At 69.6% G+C, this 18,650-nt stretch carries 15 protein-coding genes and 1 tRNA gene; 6 read left to right on the top strand and 10 right to left on the bottom strand.

Translation table 11 applies throughout. The features are described from left to right. On the top strand, positions 1–873 hold the full coding sequence (locus ACWDR4_RS21015; RefSeq protein WP_450410502.1) for an ABC transporter ATP-binding protein: 873 nt from the start codon (positions 1–3) through the stop codon (positions 871–873). Beyond that, positions 870–1,586, top strand: coding sequence for an ABC transporter ATP-binding protein (locus ACWDR4_RS21010; protein ID WP_450410500.1), 717 nt, complete (start codon positions 870–872; stop codon positions 1,584–1,586). Before ACWDR4_RS21015 ends, ACWDR4_RS21010 begins: the two co-directional genes overlap by 4 nt. An 80-nt stretch (positions 1,587–1,666) precedes the next feature. Here ACWDR4_RS21010 and ACWDR4_RS21005 read toward each other — a convergent pair whose 3' ends face one another. Beyond that, on the bottom strand, positions 1,667–2,323 hold the full coding sequence (locus ACWDR4_RS21005) for an ANTAR domain-containing response regulator (protein ID WP_450410499.1): 657 nt from the start codon (positions 2,321–2,323) through the stop codon (positions 1,667–1,669). Positions 2,324–2,422: 99 nt separating this feature from the next. Here ACWDR4_RS21005 and ACWDR4_RS21000 point away from each other — a divergent pair. Both ACWDR4_RS21000 and ACWDR4_RS20995 read left to right on the top strand, forming a co-directional pair. After that, positions 2,423–2,497: transfer RNA gene (locus ACWDR4_RS21000), tRNA-Leu, on the top strand. A gap of 116 nt (positions 2,498–2,613) precedes the next feature. Next, positions 2,614–3,240, top strand: coding sequence for a helix-turn-helix domain-containing protein (locus tag ACWDR4_RS20995; protein WP_450410497.1), 627 nt, complete (start codon positions 2,614–2,616; stop codon positions 3,238–3,240). A gap of 45 nt (positions 3,241–3,285) precedes the next feature. Here ACWDR4_RS20995 and pyk read toward each other — a convergent pair whose 3' ends face one another. Together pyk and ACWDR4_RS20985 are read right to left on the bottom strand one after the other, a co-directional pair. Beyond that, complete coding sequence (pyk, locus tag ACWDR4_RS20990) at positions 3,286–4,722, bottom strand: pyruvate kinase (RefSeq protein ID WP_450410496.1); 1,437 nt, start codon at positions 4,720–4,722, stop codon at positions 3,286–3,288. Positions 4,723–4,879: 157 nt separating this feature from the next. Beyond that, complete coding sequence (locus ACWDR4_RS20985; protein ID WP_389350076.1) at positions 4,880–5,596, bottom strand: SIMPL domain-containing protein; 717 nt, start codon at positions 5,594–5,596, stop codon at positions 4,880–4,882. Positions 5,597–5,746: 150 nt separating this feature from the next. On the opposite strand from ACWDR4_RS20985, the gene ACWDR4_RS20980 reads away from it, so the two are divergent. Beyond that, complete coding sequence (locus ACWDR4_RS20980; protein WP_450410494.1) at positions 5,747–7,561, top strand: bifunctional metallophosphatase/5'-nucleotidase; 1,815 nt, start codon at positions 5,747–5,749, stop codon at positions 7,559–7,561. A gap of 26 nt (positions 7,562–7,587) precedes the next feature. Here the strand turns inward: ACWDR4_RS20980 and ACWDR4_RS20975 are convergent, their stop codons facing one another. The 6 genes from ACWDR4_RS20975 to ACWDR4_RS20950 form a co-directional block, all read right to left on the bottom strand. Further along, on the bottom strand, positions 7,588–9,063 hold the full coding sequence (locus tag ACWDR4_RS20975) for a lysine N(6)-hydroxylase/L-ornithine N(5)-oxygenase family protein (RefSeq protein WP_450410492.1): 1,476 nt from the start codon (positions 9,061–9,063) through the stop codon (positions 7,588–7,590). Further along, complete coding sequence (locus ACWDR4_RS20970; protein WP_450410490.1) at positions 9,060–10,559, bottom strand: pyridoxal phosphate-dependent decarboxylase family protein; 1,500 nt, start codon at positions 10,557–10,559, stop codon at positions 9,060–9,062. Before ACWDR4_RS20970 ends, ACWDR4_RS20975 begins: the two co-directional genes overlap by 4 nt. 428 nt (positions 10,560–10,987) lie before the next feature. After that, positions 10,988–13,507 carry an aminopeptidase N gene (gene pepN / locus ACWDR4_RS20965; protein WP_450410489.1) on the bottom strand — a complete coding sequence of 840 codons (2,520 nt, stop codon included), beginning with the start codon at positions 13,505–13,507 and terminating at the stop codon, positions 10,988–10,990. A 114-nt stretch (positions 13,508–13,621) separates the two neighbouring features. Continuing rightward, complete coding sequence (locus ACWDR4_RS20960; protein WP_450410487.1) at positions 13,622–14,098, bottom strand: response regulator; 477 nt, start codon at positions 14,096–14,098, stop codon at positions 13,622–13,624. Between the two features lie 140 nt (positions 14,099–14,238). Then, entirely contained in the window at positions 14,239–14,583 is a 345-nt protein-coding gene (locus ACWDR4_RS20955) for a chorismate mutase (RefSeq protein WP_450410486.1), read from the bottom strand. A 78-nt stretch (positions 14,584–14,661) separates the two neighbouring features. Continuing rightward, a complete protein-coding gene (locus ACWDR4_RS20950; protein WP_450410484.1) occupies positions 14,662–15,552 on the bottom strand; it encodes an AraC family transcriptional regulator in 891 nt (296 codons plus the stop codon). Positions 15,553–15,674: 122 nt separating this feature from the next. On the opposite strand from ACWDR4_RS20950, the gene ACWDR4_RS20945 reads away from it, so the two are divergent. Beyond that, entirely contained in the window at positions 15,675–17,462 is a 1,788-nt protein-coding gene (locus ACWDR4_RS20945; RefSeq protein WP_450410482.1) for a glycoside hydrolase family 35 protein, read from the top strand. Between the two features lie 360 nt (positions 17,463–17,822). Here the strand turns inward: ACWDR4_RS20945 and ACWDR4_RS20940 are convergent, their stop codons facing one another. Next, entirely contained in the window at positions 17,823–18,617 is a 795-nt protein-coding gene (locus ACWDR4_RS20940) for a S1 family peptidase (RefSeq protein ID WP_450410480.1), read from the bottom strand. Between the last annotated feature and the right edge of the window lie 33 nt (positions 18,618–18,650).

Genomic DNA, 18,650 nt, shown 5'->3' with positions numbered 1-18,650 from the left:
ATGACCACAAGCACACCCACCCCCGTACTCGAAGCGCGCAACGTCACCATGCGCTTCGGCGGCCTCACCGCCGTCCGCTCCGTCGACTTCACGGTCAACAGCGGCGAGATCGTCGGCCTCATCGGCCCCAACGGCGCCGGCAAGACCACGTTCTTCAACTGCCTCACGGGCCTGTACGTCCCCACCGAGGGCACGGTCTCCTACAAGGGAACCGTCCTCCCCCCGAAGCCCCACCTGGTCACCCAGGCAGGCATCGCCCGTACGTTCCAGAACATCCGTCTGTTCGCCAACATGACGGTCCTGGAGAACGTCCTCGTCGGCCGCCACACCCGCACCAAGGAAGGCCTCTGGTCCGCCCTCCTGCGCGGCCCCGGCTTCAAGAAGGCGGAGAAGGCCAGCGAGGAACGGGCCATGGAACTCCTGGAGTTCATCGGCCTCGCCCACAAGCGCGACCACCTCTCCCGCAACCTCCCGTACGGCGAACAGCGCAAGCTGGAGATCGCCCGCGCGATGGCGTCGGAGCCGGGCCTGCTCCTCCTCGACGAGCCGACGGCCGGTATGAACCCCCAGGAGACGCGGGCGACCGAGGACCTGGTCTTCGCCATCCGTGACAAGGGCATCGCCGTCCTCCTCATCGAGCACGACATGCGCTTCGTCTTCAACCTGTCCGACCGCGTCGCCGTCCTCGTCCAGGGCGAAAAGCTCGTCGAGGGCACCTCCGAGGTCGTCCAGGCCGACGAACGCGTCATCGCCGCCTACCTCGGCGAACCCTTCGAAGGCGACCCCGGCCAGGCAGAAGTCGCAGAGGTGGAAGCCGCCGAAGCCGCCGCCGACGCGGCGAGCACCACCAGCACGAAGGGAGAAGGCCAGTGACCGCACTCCTCGAAGTCGAGGACCTCAGGGTCTCGTACGGCAAGATCGAAGCCGTCAAGGGCATCTCCTTCAGCGTCGAAGCAGGCCAGGTCGTCACCCTCATCGGCACCAACGGCGCCGGCAAGACGACGACCCTGCGCACCCTGTCGGGCCTCCTGCAGCCGACCTCCGGCAAGATCCTGTTCGACGGCAAGCCCCTCAACGGCGTCCCCGCCCACAAGATCGTCTCCCTCGGCCTCGCCCACTCCCCCGAGGGCCGGCACATCTTCCCGCGCCTCAGCATCTTCGAGAACCTCCAGCTCGGAGCGTTCCTGAGGAAGGACAAGGAAGGGATCGAAAAGGACATCCAGCGCGCCTACGACCTCTTCCCCATCCTGGGTGAACGCCGCAGCCAGGCCGCGGGAACCCTCTCGGGCGGCGAACAGCAGATGCTCGCCATGGGCCGCGCCCTGATGTCCCAGCCCAAGCTCCTCATGCTCGACGAGCCCTCCATGGGCCTCTCCCCGATCATGATGCAGAAGATCATGGCGACAATCTTGGAGCTCAAGTCCACGGGCACGACGATCCTCCTGGTCGAGCAGAACGCCCAGGCGGCGCTGTCACTGGCCGACCAGGGCCATGTCATGGAGGTCGGCAACATCGTCCTCTCCGGCACCGGCCAGGACCTCATCCACGACGAGTCGGTACGCAAGGCGTACCTCGGCGAGGACTAGGTTCTTCGAGAGCACGTACGAGGAGGCCCGCACCCCTGGCCGGGGGTGCGGGCCTCCTCGTACGCCTGTCTGTGGCTACGTCAGTCCTTGGCGGCCTTCTTCTCCTCGGCATCGGCGATGACCGCCTCCGCGACCTGCTGCATGGACATACGCCGGTCCATCGACGTCTTCTGGATCCACCGGAACGCGGCCGGCTCGGTCAGGCCGTACGACGTCTGGAGGACCGACTTCGCACGGTCGACCAGCTTGCGGGTCTCCAGACGCTGGGTGAGATCCGCGATCTCGTTCTCCAGCTGGCGCAGCTCGCTGAACCGCGAGACGGCCATCTCGATCGCCGGCACGACATCGCTCTTGCTGAACGGCTTCACGAGATACGCCATGGCTCCGGCGTCCCGGGCCCGCTCGACGAGGTCGCGCTGCGAGAAGGCGGTGAGCATCAGTACCGGGGCGATGGACTCCTCGGCGATCTTCTCGGCCGCCGAGATGCCGTCGAGCTTGGGCATCTTCACATCGAGGATGACGAGATCGGGCCGGTGCTCACGGGCAAGCTCCACGGCCTCCTCACCGTCACCGGCCTCGCCGACGACGGTGTAGCCCTCTTCTTCGAGCATCTCCTTGAGGTCGAGCCGAATGAGCGCCTCGTCCTCGGCAATGACGACACGGGTCGTCAGCGGAGGCACGTGCGACTTGTCGTCGTCGGGCGCGTCTGCGGGCTGGGGCGACTCGGGGGCGGTCACGGGGGCTCCTTGATCAGGGCGGGGTGCTGCTGACAAGAGCGTACCTAGCTGCGGTAAGGTAGTCGGGCAGCGGGTCGAGGCAAACCTTCGATTCACTGGGCCCCGGTAGCCCAATTGGCAGCAGGCAATGGATTCAAAACCCATACAGTGTCGGTTCGAGTCCGACCCGGGGCACTTTTCCTTCAATTCGAAGGTTTCCCTCAAGAAGCGGATGTTCCCGTTCTGGTGAACATCCGCTTTTTGCTGCGTGTCGCAGCGATCACTCGCACAGGGTGTCCACATGTACGACATTGGCACTCGCAAGCGAGCCCTGGTGCCAGTCGGCCCCGAGTCATCCCGAAGACACCGCCGCCTACTCCTACCTTCTCGGCCTGTATCTCGGCGACGGATGCATCAGCGCCCATTCCCGCACGGGGCACTACTTGCGCATCGCGTGCGCAGACGCGTGGCCCGGTCTGATCGACGCGTGCGAAGCCGCCGTCCAAGCGCTCAACCCGGGAAAGCGCGCGTACCGAGTCCAAGCCAAGGGCTACGTTTCCGTGGTCGGCTACAGCGCCCACTGGCCCTGCTTCTTCCCTCAGCACGGGCCCGGCAAGAAGCACGAACGCCGGATCGTTCTCGACAACTGGCAGCAGGAGATTGTCGACTCGCACCCATGGGAGTTCATCCGGGGCCTCGTCCACTCCGACGGCTGCCGAATCACCAACTGGACCGAGAAGGTCATCACTGGTGAACGCAAGCGCTACGAATACCCCCGGTACTTCTTCACGAACCTCTCCCCCGATATCAGGCAGCTCTATACCGACACCCTCGACAAAGTGGGCGTCGATTGGAAGCAGGCGAACGCGCAGAACATCTCCGTCGCCCGCAAAGCCTCCGTAGCCCTCATGGACACCCACGTAGGCCCCAAGCACTGAACCCCAAAGGGCCCCTCCACCCAGGAGGGGCCCTTCGCTCCACGCTTACTTGGGGCTGTCGTCCTCGCCGATGTGGTGCACCCTCACCAGGTTGGTCGAGCCCGAGACGCCGGGCGGGGAGCCAGCCGTGATGACCACCACGTCGCCCTTCTGGCAGCGTCCGTACTTCAGCAACAGCTCGTCCACCTGGTCCACCATCGCGTCCGTGGAGTCGACGTGCGGGCCCAGGAACGTCTCCACTCCCCACGTCAGCGTCAGTTGCGAGCGCGTCGCCGGGTCGGGAGTGAAGGCCAGCAGCGGGATCGGGGACCTGTAGCGCGACAACCGCTTCACCGTGTCGCCGCTCTGCGTGAACGCCACCAGGAACTTCGCGCCGAGGAAGTCGCCCATCTCAGCTGCCGCACGCGCCACCGCACCGCCCTGCGTACGGGGCTTGTTGCGGTCCGTCAGGGGCGGGAGGCCCTTGGCCAGGATGTCCTCCTCGGCCGCCTCCACGATCTTCGCCATCGTCCGGACCGTCTCGATCGCGTACTTGCCCACGCTCGTCTCGCCGGACAGCATCACCGCGTCCGTGCCGTCGATCACCGCGTTCGCGACATCCGACGCCTCCGCCCTCGTCGGACGCGAGTTCTCGATCATCGAGTCCAGCATCTGCGTCGCCACGATCACCGGCTTGGCGTTGCGCTTCGCCAGCTTGATCGCCCGCTTCTGGACGATCGGGACCTGCTCCAGCGGCATCTCGACGCCCAGGTCGCCGCGCGCGACCATGATGCCGTCGAAGGCGGCAACGATGTCGTCGATCGCCTCGACCGCCTGCGGCTTCTCCACCTTCGCGATGACCGGCAGGCGGCGGTGTTCCTCGTCCATGATCCGGTGGACGTCGTCGATGTCCCGTCCGCTGCGGACGAAGGACAGCGCGATGACGTCGAAGCCCGTGCGCAGCGCCCAGCGCAGGTCTGCCTCGTCCTTGTCGGAGAGGGCGGGGACGGACACCGCTACGCCGGGGAGGTTGAGGCCCTTGTGGTCGGAGATCACTCCGCCTTCGACGACCCTGGTGTGGACACGGGGTCCGTCGACGGCGGTGACTTCGAGGCAGACCTTGCCGTCGTCGACGAGGATGCGTTCGCCGGGGGTGACGTCGGCGGCGAGGCCGGCGTAGGTCGTCCCACAGGTCTGGCGGTCGCCCTCCACGCCCTCTTCGACGGTGATGGTGAAGGTGTCTCCGCGTTCAAGGAGTACGGGGCCTTCGGCGAAGCGGCCGAGTCGGATCTTCGGGCCTTGAAGGTCGGCGAGGAGGCCGATGCTGCGGCCGGTTTCGTCGGCTGCCTTGCGGACGTGCTGGTAACGCACCTCGTGGTCGGCGTAGGTGCCGTGGCTGAGGTTGAAGCGGGCGACGTCCATTCCGGCGTCGACCAGTGCCTTGATCTGGTCGTACGAGTCGGTGGCGGGGCCCAAAGTACAGACGATTTTCGCTCGGCGCATGTTTCGAGCGTAGGCCTTACCGGTGGGTAGGGAATTGGCCCTGCATGACTACTCAACAACCTTTGCGTGAAGGGTTATTGACAACTGTTGAATTGTGCGCCGGGTTGCTCTGATGAGCATCCGATGAGCGTTTCAACCGAGTATTTCAACAGCCTGTTTACAGCTGTGGCGGCACCATGGTGAAGCGGGCGTTCACCTGGGCGTACACCTGTTGCCGTTGCGGTTCGAGGTCGAGTGGTGCCGCTTCGTCCGCAACCTCGGCTCCGGCGAAGGCGGCGCGGCGCAGGGAGCGTGACTGGGCCTCGTACCCCATGGGCTGTGCGGCTTCCGCGCCCACGTCGGCCAGCTCCACGAGCGCCGCCAGTGAGGTCCCCAATGCCTCGGCGTACTCGCGGGCTCGTTGTACGGCTTCGCGTACTGCTTGGCGGCGGGCGTCGCGGTGGGCCGGGGAGTCGGGGCGCAGGGCCCACCAGGGGCCGTCTACGCGGGTGAGGTCGAGGTCGGCGAGGCGGCTGGTGAGTTCGCCGAGGGCGGTGAAGTCGGTGAGTTCGGCGGTGAGGTGCACGCGGCCGTGGTAAGCGCGGACCCGTTCGCCTCTGCCGTGTTTGGTGAGTTCCGGAGCGATGGAGAAGGCTCCTGTTTCCAGGCGTTCTACCGCGTCGCCGTATGTTTTCACCAGGTCGAGGACAGTGGCGTTGCGGCGGGTCAGGTCGTCGAGGGCTGTGCGGCGGTCTGTTCCCCTGGCGCTGACGGTGATGCCGATGCGGGCGATTTCGGGGTCGACTTCGAGGTGGGCTTCGCCTCGGACGGCTATGCGGGGGGCGTCGGGGGTGCCGTAGGGGACGGCGGTGGGGTGCTCCGGGGTGGAGGTCATACGTCCCACTCTGTCACTCATGGGGTGGTTGCGGGCCCTGTTGCCGTCCCTGCCGGTCATCAGATCGAAACCTTCGGGGGCTGTTGCGGCCGGTCATGCTCGGGTCAGAATCTACGCGCGTCGTTGACCATTCCCCGAGGAGCCCGAAACATGCCGTTGAACCGCCGGAAGTTCCTGACGAAGTCCGCTGTGACCGGGGCGGGGGTTGCTCTGACCAGCGCTGTCGTGGCTCCTGCTGCGCAGGCCGCGGAGGCGAAGAAGCCCGCGAGGCCCTCGAAGCCGGTGAAGCGGTACTCCCTGACCGTGATGGGCACGACGGACCTGCACGGGCACATCTTCAACTGGGACTACTTCAAGAACGCGGAGTACTCCGACGCGAAGGGCAACGCGCAGGGGCTGGCCCGGATCTCGACGCTGGTGGAACAGGTCCGTAAGGAGAAGGGGCGTCGCAACACGCTGCTGCTCGACGCGGGCGACACGATTCAGGGCACGCCGCTGACGTACTACTACGCGAAGGTGGACCCGATCACCGCCAAGGGCGGGCCGGTTCACCCGATGGCGCAGGCGATGAACGCCATTGGGTACGACGCGGTGGCGCTGGGCAACCACGAGTTCAACTACGGCATCGAGACGCTGCGCAAGTTCGAGTCGCAGTGCCGTTTCCCGCTGCTGGGTGCGAACGCGCTGGACGCGAAGACGCTGAAGCCGGCGTTTCCTCCGTACTTCATGAAGACGTTCCGGGTGCAGGGTGCTCCGCCGGTCAAGGTGGCTGTGCTGGGGCTGACGAACCCGGGTATCGCGATCTGGGACAAGGCGTATGTGCAGGGGAAGCTGACGTTCCCGGGTCTGGAGGAGCAGGCGGCGAAGTGGGTGCCGAAGCTGCGTTCGATGGGCGCGGATGTCGTTGTGGTGTCGGCGCACTCCGGGTCTTCGGGGACTTCTTCGTACGGTGATCAGCTGCCGTACGTCGAGAACTCGGCGGCGTTGGTGGCGCAGCAGGTGCCGGGGATCGACGCGATTCTGGTCGGGCACGCGCACACGGAGATCGCCGAGCTGAAGGTGACGAACACGGCGACGGGGAAGACGGTGGTGCTGTCGGAGCCGCTGGCGTACGCGGAGCGGTTGTCGCTGTTCGACATCGAGCTGGTGTTCGCGAAGGGCAAGTGGGCCGTCGAGTCGGTGGCGGCGACGGTGCGTGACTCGAAGACGGTCGCGGACGACCCAAGGATCACGAAGCTGCTGAAGGACGAGCACGACGTCGTCGTGGCGTACGTCAATCAGGTGGTCGGGACGGCGACGGACACGTTGACGACGGTGGACGCGCGGTACAAGGACGCCCCGATCATCGATCTGATCACCAAGGTCCAGGAGGACGTGGTGCGGGCGGCGCTGGTGGGGACGTCGTATGCGTCGTTGCCTGTGATCGCGCAGGCGTCGCCGTTCTCGCGGACGTCGGAGATCCCGGCCGGTGACGTGACGATCCGGGATCTGTCGAGTCTGTATGTGTACGACAACACGCTGGTCGCGAAGTTGCTGACGGGTGCGCAGGTGCGGGCGTATCTGGAGTACTCGGCGCAGTACTTCGTGCAGACGGCCGCGGATGTGACGGTCGATGTCGAGAAGTTGACGAACGCGGGTGGCCGGCCGGACTACAACTACGACTATGTGTCGGGGTTGACGTACGACATCGACATCGCGCAGGCGGCGGGTTCGCGGATCAAGAACCTGGCTTACAACGGTGCCGCGCTGGATGACGCTCAGCAGTTCGTGTTCGCGGTGAACAACTACCGGGCCAATGGTGGTGGGGCGTTCCCGCATGTGGCGTCGGCGCAGGAGTTGTGGTCGGAGTCGACGGAGATCCGGACGCGGATCTCCGAGTGGGTGACGGCGAAGGGTGTGCTGGATCCGGCGGAGTTCGCGTCGGTGGACTGGAAGTTGACGCGGGACGGTACGCCTGTGTTCTAGTCACCGGCTTCTGTGGCGCGGTTGCCTCAGATTCCGTCCACGAGAGGGGTCAGCACTTGGTGCTGGCCCTTTCCTCGTTCCTGGCTCTGGCGGGGGGTGGGGACCTGGGGCAGTGGTTGTTCGAGGCCGAAGGTGGTGAAGGCGGTTCTGGTCGGGAGGGGGTAAGGGGCCCGGCCGGTGAGGGAGTTGAGGATGGTGGCGCTGCGCCAGGCGACGAGGCCGAGGTCGGGGGTGCCGACGCCGTGGGTGTGGAGTTCGGCGTTCTGGACGTAGACGTGGCTGCCGGAGCCGGTGATGGCGGGGTCGAGGACGAGTCTGTACTGGTCGTCGATGCGGGGGCGGCCGGCGTTGTCGCGGCGGAGGTAGGGGTCGAGGCCGGCGAGGATGCGGTCGAGGGGGCGGTCGCGGTAGCCGGTGGCGAGGACGACGGCGTCGGTGGTGAGGCGGGTGCGGGTGCCTCGTTGGGTGTGTTCGAGGTGGAGTTCGACTTTGGTGGTGGCGACGCGGCCGGCGGTGCGGACGTGGACGCCAGGGGTGAGGACGGCTTCTGGCCAGCCGCCGTGGAGGGTGCGGTGGTAGAGCTCGTCGTGGATGGCGGCGATGGTGTCGGCGCCGATGCCTTTGTGGAGTTGCCATTGGGCGGCGACGAGGCGGTCGCGGACGGGTTCGGGGAGGGCGTGGAAGTAGCGGGTGTGGTCGGGGGTGAAGTGTTCGAGGCCGAGTTTGGAGTACTCCATGGGGGCGAAGGCCTCGGTGCGGCCGAGCCAGTGGATCTTCTCGCGTCCTGGGGGGCGGTGGCGGAGGAGGTCGAGGAAGATCTCGGCGCCGGTCTGTCCTGAGCCGATGACGGTGACGTGTTCGGCGGTGAGGAGTCGGTCGCGGTGGGCGAGGTAGTCGGCCGCGTGCAGGACGGGCACGGTGGGGGCTTCGACGAGGGGTTTGAGGGGTTCGGGGATGTGGGGTTCGCTGCCGATGCCGAGGACGACGTTCCTGGTGTAGGTGCGGCCTAGGGCTTCGGCTTCTCCTTCGGCGTCGAGTTGGGTGTAGTCGACTTCGAAGACGTCTCGTTCGGGGTTCCAGCGGACGGCGTCGACCTGGTGGCCGAAGTGGAGTCGGGGGAGGTTCTCGCTGACCCAGCGGCAGTAGGCGTCGTATTCGGCGCGTTGGATGTGGAAGCGCTCGGCGAAGTAGAACGGGAAGAGCCGTTCACGGGTCTTGAGGTAGCTGAGGAAGGACCAGGGGCTTGCGGGGTCGGCGAGGGTGACGAGGTCGGCGAGGAAGGGGACTTGGACGGTCGAGCCGTCGATGAGGAGTCCGGGGTGCCAGTCGAAGCGGGGGTGTTGTTCGTAGAAGACGGTGTCGAGTTCGGGGAGGGGGTGGGCGAGGGCGGCGAGGGAGAGGTTGCAGGGGCCGATGCCGATGCCGACGAGGTCGTGGGGGGTGTCGGGGGCGGGCGCGGACGTCGGATCAACGGCGGGCGTGGGGGGTGGCAGTGGTGTCATCGGGAGGTGTTTCCTTCCACCAGCTTCAGGAGTGCGGCCAGGTCGTCCGGCCGGGTGTGGGGGTTGAGGAGGGTGACCTTGAGCCAGAGGCGGCCGTGGAGGAGGGCGCGGCCGAGGACGGCGCGGCCTTCGTGGAGGAGTTTTCGGCGTACGGCGGCGACGGCGTCGTCGGTCGCGTCGGTGGGCCGGAAGAGCACGGTGCTGATGGTGGGCGGGTCGTAGAGCTCGAAGCCGGGGTGGGCCCGGACCTGGCGGGCGAACTCGTGGGCGTGGGCGCAGACCTGGTCGACGAGGGTGCCGAGTCCGTCGCGGCCGAGGGTTTTGAGGGTGACGGCGATTTTGAGGATGTCGGGGCGCCGGGTGGTGCGCAGGGAGCGGCCGAGGAGGTCGGGGAGGCCCGCGTCGGTGTCGTCGTCGGCGTTGAGGTAGTCGGCCTGGTGGGCGAGTGCGGTGAGGTCGCCCGGGTTTTTGACGGCGAGGAGGCCTGCGGCGACGGGTTGCCAGCCGAGTTTGTGCAGGTCGAGGGTGACGGTGTCGGCGTGTTCGAGGCCGGCGAGTTTGGGGCGGTGGCGTTCGCTGAAGAGGAGTCCGCCGCCGTATGCGGCGTCGATGTGGAGGCGGGCGCCGTGGGCCGCGCAGAGGGCGGCGATCTGGGGCAGCGGGTCGATGAGTCCGGCGTCGGTGGTGCCGGCGGTGGCGGCGACGAGGAGTGAGCCTCGGGGGCCGGGCAGTTCCGTCAGGGCCTCGTCGAGGGCGGCGGGGTCGAGGGTGCCGGCGGGGGCGGGCACCACGACCGGTTCCGGGAGTCCGAGGAGCCAGGCGGCGCGGGGCAGGGAGTGGTGGGCGTTGGCGCCGCAGACGAGGCGGACGCCTGGGTGTGTCTCGCGGGCGAGGAGCAGGGCGAGTTGGTTGGACTCGGTGCCGCCGGTGGTGACGAGGGCGTCCCCTTCCGTTGGAGGCTCGGTTCGCCTCCGGGGCGCTACAGCCGGTGTCGGGACCCCGGCCGTGCTCGGCCCTTCGGGCCTCCGCGCGCTCGTGCTCTCGACACCGGCGCGCCCCTTCGGCCCACTCGCCCTTGCGCCCCCGTAGATCTCGGCGGCGAGGGTTCTCGTGACCAGCGCTTCGAGTTCGGAGGCGGCCGGGGCCTGGTCCCAGGAGTCGAGGGAGGGGTTGAGGGCACTGGCGGCGAGGTCTGCGGCGGTGGCGACGGCGAGGGGCGGGCAGTGCAGATGGGCGGCGCAGTGGGGGTGGGCGGGGTCGGCGGAGCCTTCGGCGAGGGCGCGTACGAGGTCGTAGAGGGCGTTGGGGTCGCCCTGGTCGGGCAGTACGTCTCCGGTGGCGTCGCGGACCTGCTGCGCGACGGTTTCGGGGCCGCCGGCCGGGAGTGGCCCGCCGCGCGCGCGTGCGCCGTCCGTGAGGGCGTCGAGGACCGTCTCGAGCAACGGCCGCAGGGCGTCGGGGCCTTCGGCGCCCGAGGCGAGGGGCGGCGTACGCATGATGGTCCTCCCGGGGCGCGTGGCTGGGGAGTTCCAGCTTGGACGGGGCGGGGGCGACGCGCCCGGGAAGACCAACGATCGGAACCCGAAAGGGGGTACGGGGGGTTGTGCGGGGAGGGTGTGCGAGGCAGGGGGTGGGCGCCGAACGGGTCGGGCCCATCTCCCGTAGGGGCGCTCGCGGCTGAGTCCCACGGCCGACGGCGACCGCTCGCGAAGTCCCCTTCTGTGGACAGGCGTTCGACAGGCGCGGCCCGGTGCGCATGTGCCCCGCGTCCCCGGCCCTACGCCTGTGCCGGGCCATGATGAAGCTACGGACGTCCGGCCGAGGTGGGCCGGCCCTCCTGGCGTGAGGAAGGCCGACGCGCCCAGTGGTCCCCCGTACCCCCGGCACTACGTCTGCGCAGCAGTGCCGGGCCCTGGCGGCGCGGTTACGCCTGTTCCCGCGCCCCTTCCGTAACCCCCTCGCGTACGCGCAGTGCGCGTGCCAGGTCGTCGAGTTGGTCGACGAGTTTGCGGCGCAGGGACGGTATCGGGTCGGCGTCGCGCAGGCATTCCTCGCCGAGGCGGAGGGTTTCGGGGGTGGCGAGGTGGGCGGGGAAGGCCCAGCGGCCGGCGGCGTCGGCTATGGCGGGGCCACGGCGGGCGGCGACGGCTACGGAGTCGGTCCAGTAGCGCTTGACGTACTCGTCGGTGAGGTCGGCCTGTTCGGGCTGCCAGAAGCCCTGGGCGGTGGCGACGAAGAGGTAGTTGGAGAGGTCGTCGGAGGTGAACATCTGTTCCCAGGCCCGGAGTTTGGACTCGGGGTCGGGCAGGGCGGCGCGGCAGCGGGCGGCGCCTTCCTGGCCGGAGGCGCTGGGGTCGCGGGCGAGTTCCGCGTCGATCTCCGTCTCGTCGGTGGCGCCGAGGACTGCGAGCCGGGCCAGGACGCGCCAGCGCAGTTCGGGGTCGAGTTCGGGGCCGCCGGGGACGGTGCCGTCGACGAGCCAGGCGGCGATGGTGTCGGGGTGGGCGGCGACGTCGATGAAGTGGCGTACGGCGATGAGGCGCAGGCCGGGGTGGTCGCCGTCCTCGGTGCGGCGGATGAGGTCGCGGCACAGGGAGGCGAGGGTGGCGAGGGCCGCGGGGCGTTCCTGCGGGGGCAGGTAGCGGTCGGCGACGACGGTGGAGGCGAAGGTGAGGACGCCCTGGACGAGGGCGAGGTCCGTTTCGCGCGGCAGGTGGGCGCGGACGGTCTCCAGGTAGTCGGCGGGCGGGAGTTGGCCGTCGCGCAGGGCGTCTCGGAGGGCGTTCCAGACGACCGCGCGGGTGAGCGGGTCGGGGAGGCCGGAGAGGGCCGTACGGACGGTTTTGAAGGATTCGGGGTCGAAGCGGACCTTGGCGTAGGTGAGGTCGCCGTCGTTGACGAGGAGGAGGGCGGGCCGCTTGCCGATGGGCTGCGGGGCGTCCTGGGGGATGTCGAGGTCGACGCGTTCGCGGAGGGCGAGGGTGCCGTCTCCGGCGCTGTCGTGGTCGTAGAGGCCTATGGCAACGCGGTGGGGGCGGCTGCCTTCGTGGCGGACGGTGAGGGTGTGGGTGCCGCCGTCTCCGTTGGTGAGGCGGGGGGTGAGGGTGTCGACGCCGGTGGTGCGCAGCCAGGCGTCGGCCCAGGCGTGGACGTCGCGTTCGGTGGCGGCGGAGAGGGAGTCGATGAAGTCGGCGAGGGTGGCGTTGCCGAAGCGGTGGCGGGCGAAGTGGGTGTTGATGCCGGCGAGGAAGTCCTTCTCGCCGAGCCAGGCGACGAGTTGGCGCAGGGCGGAGGCGCCCTTGGCGTAGGAGATGCCGTCGAAGTTGACGAGGGCGGCGGCGGTGTCGTCGACGGCTTCGGGGGCGACGGGGTGGGTGGAGGGGCGCTGGTCGGCGTCGTAGCCCCAGGCCTTGCGGGAGACGCCGAAGTCGGTCCAGGTGTCGGTGTAGCGGGTGGCTTCGGTGAGGGTCTGGTAGCCCATGTACTCGGCGAAGGACTCGTTGAGCCAGATGTCGTCCCACCATTGGAGGGTGACGAGGTCGCCGAACCACATGTGGGCCATTTCGTGGGCGATGACCATGGCGCGGGTCTGGCGTTCGGTGTCGGTGACGGCGGAGCGGTAGACGAACTCGTCGCGGAAGGTGACGAGGCCGGGGTTCTCCATGGCGCCGAAGTTGAACTCGGGGACGAACGCCTGGTCGTAGGAGTCGAAGGGGTAGGGCTCCTCGAACTTCTCGTGGTAGCGGTCGTAGCACGCGCGCGTGATGTCGAGGAGTTCGTCGGCGTCGGTGTCGAGGTGGGGGGCGAGGGAGCGGCGGCAGTGCAGGCCGAAGGGGAGGCCGCGGTGTTCGCTGCGGACGGAGTGCCAGGGTCCTGCGGCGACGGCGACGAGGTAGGTGGAGATGCGGGGGGTGGGGGCGGCCTGCCAGAGGCCGTCGGCGGTCTCGGTGGTGATGCCGTTGGCGAGGACGGTCCAGCCCTCGGGGGCGCGCACGGTGAACTCGAAGACGGCCTTGAGGTCGGGCTGGTTGAAGTTGGCGAAGACGGCTGCCGCGTCCTCCAGGGACATCTGGGTGTAGAGGTAGGTCTCGCCGTCGGCGGGGTCGGTGAAGCGGTGCATGCCCTCGCCGGTGCGGGAGTAGCGCATCGCGGCGTCCACGCGCAGTTCGTGTTCGCCCTCGGCGAGGCCCTTGAGGGGCAGTCGGCCGTCGGTGAGGGCGGCGGGGTCCAGGGGGTGGCCGTCGAGGGTGGCGGAGCGCAGCTCGGCGGGCCTGACCTCGACGAACGTGTCCGCGCCGGTGTGGCCCGCCGTCACCGCGAAGCGGATCACGGTACGGGAGTCGAAGGTCTCGTCCCCGGTGGTGAGGTCGAGTTCGACCGTGTACCGGTGGACGTCCAGGAGGCTGGCACGGGCTTGCGCTTCGTCGCGCGTCAGTACGGACATGGAGGACATGCTGCCTGATGCCGCTGACAGGGCACAGGGGCGGATCGGTACACGGCCTTTGTCCGGACGCGCGCCCCCGCCCCCGAAAGGCCCTCGGGGGCCGCCTGTGGGGCCTCAGGCGCGGTCCTCCAGGGCGTGTTCGGCGAGCAGTCCGTGGTCCTTGACGCGGGCGCGGAGTTCCCGGACCTCCTGTTCGAGGGCGAGGTGGCGGCGGTGGGCGTCGTACAGGTAGCGGACCTTGGTGCGCAGGGTCCAGGGGTCGACGGGTTTCATGACGAGGTCGGCGACGCCGAGGCCGAAGGCGGTGGAGGTGAGTTCGGCGTCGGGGCCGAAGCCGGTGAGCAGGACGACGGGGATGTGCTGGGTCTGTTCGAGGCGGCGCATGTAGCGCACGACGTCGAGGCCGCTGACGCCCGGCATGCGGACGTCGAGCAGGAGGAGGCCGACCTGGCCGCGCAGTACCTGTTTGAGGGCCTCGTCGCCGCTGGTGGCGCGGGCGAGCCGGTAGCCGAGCGGGGCGAGGGCGCTCTCCAGGGCGTACAGGGTGTCCTCGTGGTCGTCGACGATGAGGATCTTGGCATCCGAGGGCATGGCCCGACGTCCCTCCCACGTGGACAAGCCAGACGGCACCCGTGGCGCTGACGCGCAGTGCTCGTCGGCTGACAACGAGTGCGCGGTGAGTGCACAGGGCAGCATGCGCCCGCGGGGGCCCGGCTGTCACGCCCCGGGGGTCAACTCACCGGTGGTTTCCCGCCGTTCACGGCGTCGTCGGCGATGCGCTCGTGGTGTCTGATCACTTCGGCGATGATGAAGGTGAGGAGTTTCTCGGCGAACGCGGGGTCGAGATTGGCGTTTTCGGCGAGTCGGCGCAGGCGGGCGATCTGCTGGGCCTCGCGGTTCGGGTCGGCGGGCGGCAGTTGGTGTGCGGCTTTGAGGTGGCCGACCTGCTGGGTGCACTTGAAGCGCTCGGCGAGCATGTGGACGACGGCGGCGTCGATGTTGTCGATGCTCTCGCGCAGCCGGCCGAGTTCCGCGCGGATCTCGGGCTCGACTTCGCGGTTGTTGCTGGTGGTCATGGGCGTCCACCCTACGTGGCGCGGGGTGGGCGGGTTCGTGGGGCGCCGGGGTCGCGCGAGGTGGGCGAGAACTCGGCGTTACGTGACGTGCGGGTGTTCGATCATCGGTGGGTCGGCGGGGTCGGGGACGCGGTCGCTCCAGCCGCCGGGGACCGTGCGTCCCTGCTGGGCCCGGAAGTGGACGGGGGCCATGCCGACGCGGCGGGTGAAGAGGCGGGAGAAGTACGCGGGGTCGTCGTAGCCGACGCGGCGGGCGACGGCGGCGACGGGGAGTTCGGTGGCGGCGAGGAGTTCCTTGGCGCGGCTCAGCCGGATGCCGAGGAGGTAGTCCTTGGGGCTGCATCCGGCGCCGCGTCGTACCGCGGTGCGCAGTTCGGCGGGGGTCATGCCGTGCCGGGCGGCGTGTTCGGCGACGGTCAGGGGGCGGCAGGCGTCCCGGGCGAGGGCGGCGAGGACCTGGTCGCCGTCGGGGGCCAGATCGGCGCGGGTGCGGCGCAGGGCGACGAGGAGTTCGTGGACGGCTGCGGCCGTCTCGACCTCCAGGACGGGGTTGTCGCGGCGTGCGGCGCGGGCCATGCGTCCGATCACGGCTCGGGCGGGGCCCGCGTCGGTGAGGGGTACGAGGGGCCGCTCGGGTTCGATGTAGCCGAGTTCGGCGTAGGTGGCGGTGGCGGGCCCGGTGAAGTCGACGAAGGCCTCGTCCCAGCCGGTGTCGGGGTCGGGCCCGTAGTGGTGGGCGGTGCCGGGGGTGAGCCAGATCAGGGTGGGCGCGGTGACGGTCCTGCGGCGGCCGTCGGTGCCCTGGAACCAGCCCCGGCCGCCGCTGACGACGACGGCCACGTGGTGGTCGAGGACGCGGGGGCCGACGGTGGGCAGGGCGCCGTGCTGGAGGCCGACGCCGAGGCAGACGAGGCCGAGGCGGTGGTGGGCGGGCGCGGGGCTGAAGAAGCGCATCCAGGTGCGGTACATCCGCGGTCCTCCCGCCTGTGCCGTGCCCGTCTCCACCCATTGGAGGGGCGAAAACCTCGGTCCAACTGGCGCTGATCTTTGTCCATGGACGCTGTCGGCCGCCAGAGGTGAGGGTGGGGCACATGAGCGAGTTCACGGTGGGCGACACGGACTTCCTGCTGGACGGCCGTCCGGTGCGACTGCTGTCGGGGGCGCTGCACTACTTCCGGGTGCACGAGGAGCAGTGGGCGCACCGGCTGGCGATGCTGCGGGCGATGGGCCTCAACTGTGTGGAGACGTACGTCCCGTGGAACCTGCACGAGCCGCGTCCCGGTGACTTCAGGGACGTAGGACAACTGGGCCGGTTCCTGGACGCGGCACGGGAGGCGGGGCTGTGGGCGGTCGTGCGGCCGGGCCCGTACATCTGCGCGGAATGGGAGAACGGCGGTCTCCCCCATTGGCTGACGGGACACGCACGCACGCGTGACGCCCGTTTTCTGGGTCCTGTGGAGCGCTGGTTCGGGCGGCTGCTCCCGGAGATCGTGTCGCGGCAGATCGACCGGGGCGGCCCGGTGCTGATGGTGCAGGTCGAGAACGAGTACGGCAGCTACGGCTCCGACCGTCAGTACCTGGACCGGCTGACGGGCCTGCTGCGGGCCGGGGGTGTGAGCGTCCCGCTGTTCACGTCGGACGGTCCGGAGGACCACATGCTGACGGGCGGCTCGGTGCCGGGCGTCCTGGCGACGGTGAATTTCGGCTCCCACGCGCGCGGGTCCTTCGAAACGCTGCGCAGGCACCACCCGACGGGCCCCCTGATGTGCATGGAGTTCTGGTGCGGCTGGTTCGACCACTGGGGCGCCGAACACGTCGTACGCGACCCCGAGGACGCCGCACAGGCCCTCCGCGAGATCCTGGAGTGCGGCGCGTCGGTCAACATCTACGTGGCGCACGGCGGTACGAGTTTCGCAGGCTGGTCGGGCGCGAACCGGGCGGCCGGCGACGGCGCCCTCGGAGAGGCTCACGAGGGCGCCCTGGAGCCGGACGTGACGTCGTACGACTACGACGCGCCGATCGACGAACACGGGCGCCCCACGGAGAAGTTCTGGCGCTTCAGGGAGGTCCTGTCGGCGTACGCGGACACCCCTCCGCCCGAACCACCGTCGGCCCCCGCCCCGTTGGGCGCCCAGGCCGCCGTACACCTCACGGAATGGGCCCCCTTGTCCAGCGTGCTCGACACGCTCGGCGGCCCCGAGACGGAGCAGGCCGTGCCGCCCACGTTCGAGGAACTGGACGTGGACCGCGGTCTCGTGCGCTACGCGGTGACCGTTCCGGGGCCGCGGCGGCCGTATCCGCTGTCCGTGCGCGGGCTGCGGGACCTGGCGGTGGTGTACGTCGACGAGGTGCGGGCCGGGGTGCTCGGCGAGGGGGACGTGCGGCTCGCGGAGCCGGTCGCGGGGCACGCGCGCGTGGAGTTGTGGGTGGAGTCCCTGGGGAGGGTCAATTACGGGCCGCGTATCGGCGAGCCGAAGGGCATCACCGGGGGTGTGCTGCACGAGCGGCAGTTTCTGCACGGCGTGCGGGCACGCGGGCTGCGGCTGGACGCGTTCGAGGAGGATGCCGTGAAGGAGGTGCCCTTCAGGGGGCTGCCCTCTGAGGACGACGAGGCCTCCCCGGGGCTGTACCGGGGGGCCGTGACGGTGCACGGGGCCGGGGACGCGCGGCTCGAACTGCCGGGGTGGACGCGGGGGTTCGCGTGGGTCAACGGGTTCGCCCTGGGACGGTACTGGTCCGTGGGCCCGCAACGCTCGCTGTATGTCCCCGGGCCGGTACTGCGGGAGGGCGTGAACGAGGTGTGGGTACTGGAGTTGGAGGGGGCGGGGCGGGCGGGGGCGGTGCTGGTTCCGGTGGGCGTGGGCCTGGGCGGGGGCTGAGACGACGTACCCGCCCGCCGGGGCCCGCCTCTCGGGGCCGGGCAGGCAGGGCCTGTCCCGGAACCGGCCTCCCCGGCCCCGCAACACCCGCTGCACATGCCCAGGCCGGCGCTAGCTCCGGTGAGCCCGGACAGGCACTGAGGCGACGTACCCGCCTTCCGGCGCCCGCCTCTCGGGTCGGGGCTCCTGGGGCCGGAGTCCCAGGGCTGGGTCCCGGATCCCGTCTCCTGGAGCCTGCCTCTCGGGGCCGGGCTCCCGGATCTCGGATCCCGGGGCCTGCCTCGGTCCCTCGGATCCCGCGTCGCCGAGTCCGTCCCCCAGGTCCGGCGGAGCCAGGTGCCCCGCCGGACTCGGGGCGCCCTACAGCGCGGAGGCCGCGCGGGCTATGTCCTTCGCGAAGGTGGACACCTGGGAGTAGACGCCGGGTACGCCGGGGCGGGCGCAGCCGTCGCCCCAGCTGACTATGCCTACCTGGATCCAGGCGCCGGCATCGTCCTTGCGGAACATGGGGCCACCGGAGTCGCCCTGGCAGGTGTCGACGCCGCCCGCGAGGTAGCCGGCGCAGAGTTCGTCGCCGGGGACGAGCCGCTTGCCGTAGTGCAGCTTGCAGCCCGCGTCGCTGACGTAGGGGACGGTGGCCTTCAGGAGCTTGGTCGTGCCGGTGCCGGCGTTCTCCTGGGTGTCGCCCCAGCCCGCGATGGTGAACGTGCCGCGGTTGTACTGGGTCGTCGTGGCGATCTTCAGCGTGGGCTTGTCGATCGGCCGGGCGAGCTTGATGAGCGCCCAGTCCTTGCCGGTGCCGTTGTAGCCCGGGGCCTGGCGGACCTTGGTCGACTTGACCTTGATCGCCCCCGAGGCGTTCAGGTCGGCGACGCCGGCGGTGACGGTGATGCCTGTGTTGGCGCCGGAGCCGTCCACGCAGTGGGCGGCGGTGAGGACGACGTCCTTCTTGTAGAGCGCGCCGCCACAGCCCATCGAGAGGTGCACCAGCCACGGGAACTCGTTCTGTGCGGCGGGCGTTCCTCCTACGACGGGCGCGGGCGCGGCCTGTGCGGCGAGCGGCTGGAGGCTCGCGATCGCGAGGGCCGCGGCACCGACCGCCGCGGCCCGCTTGACCAGGGAGAGACCTCTTCCGACCGACGAGGTGTGGGTCAACGTACGTCCTTTCGTGGGGGGTGGTGGTGACGT

Source organism: Streptomyces sp. NPDC000878 (genome assembly GCF_053599695.1).
The sequence above is the reverse complement of the archived record's forward strand: the minus strand, read 5'-3'. Positions and strand labels throughout refer to the sequence as shown.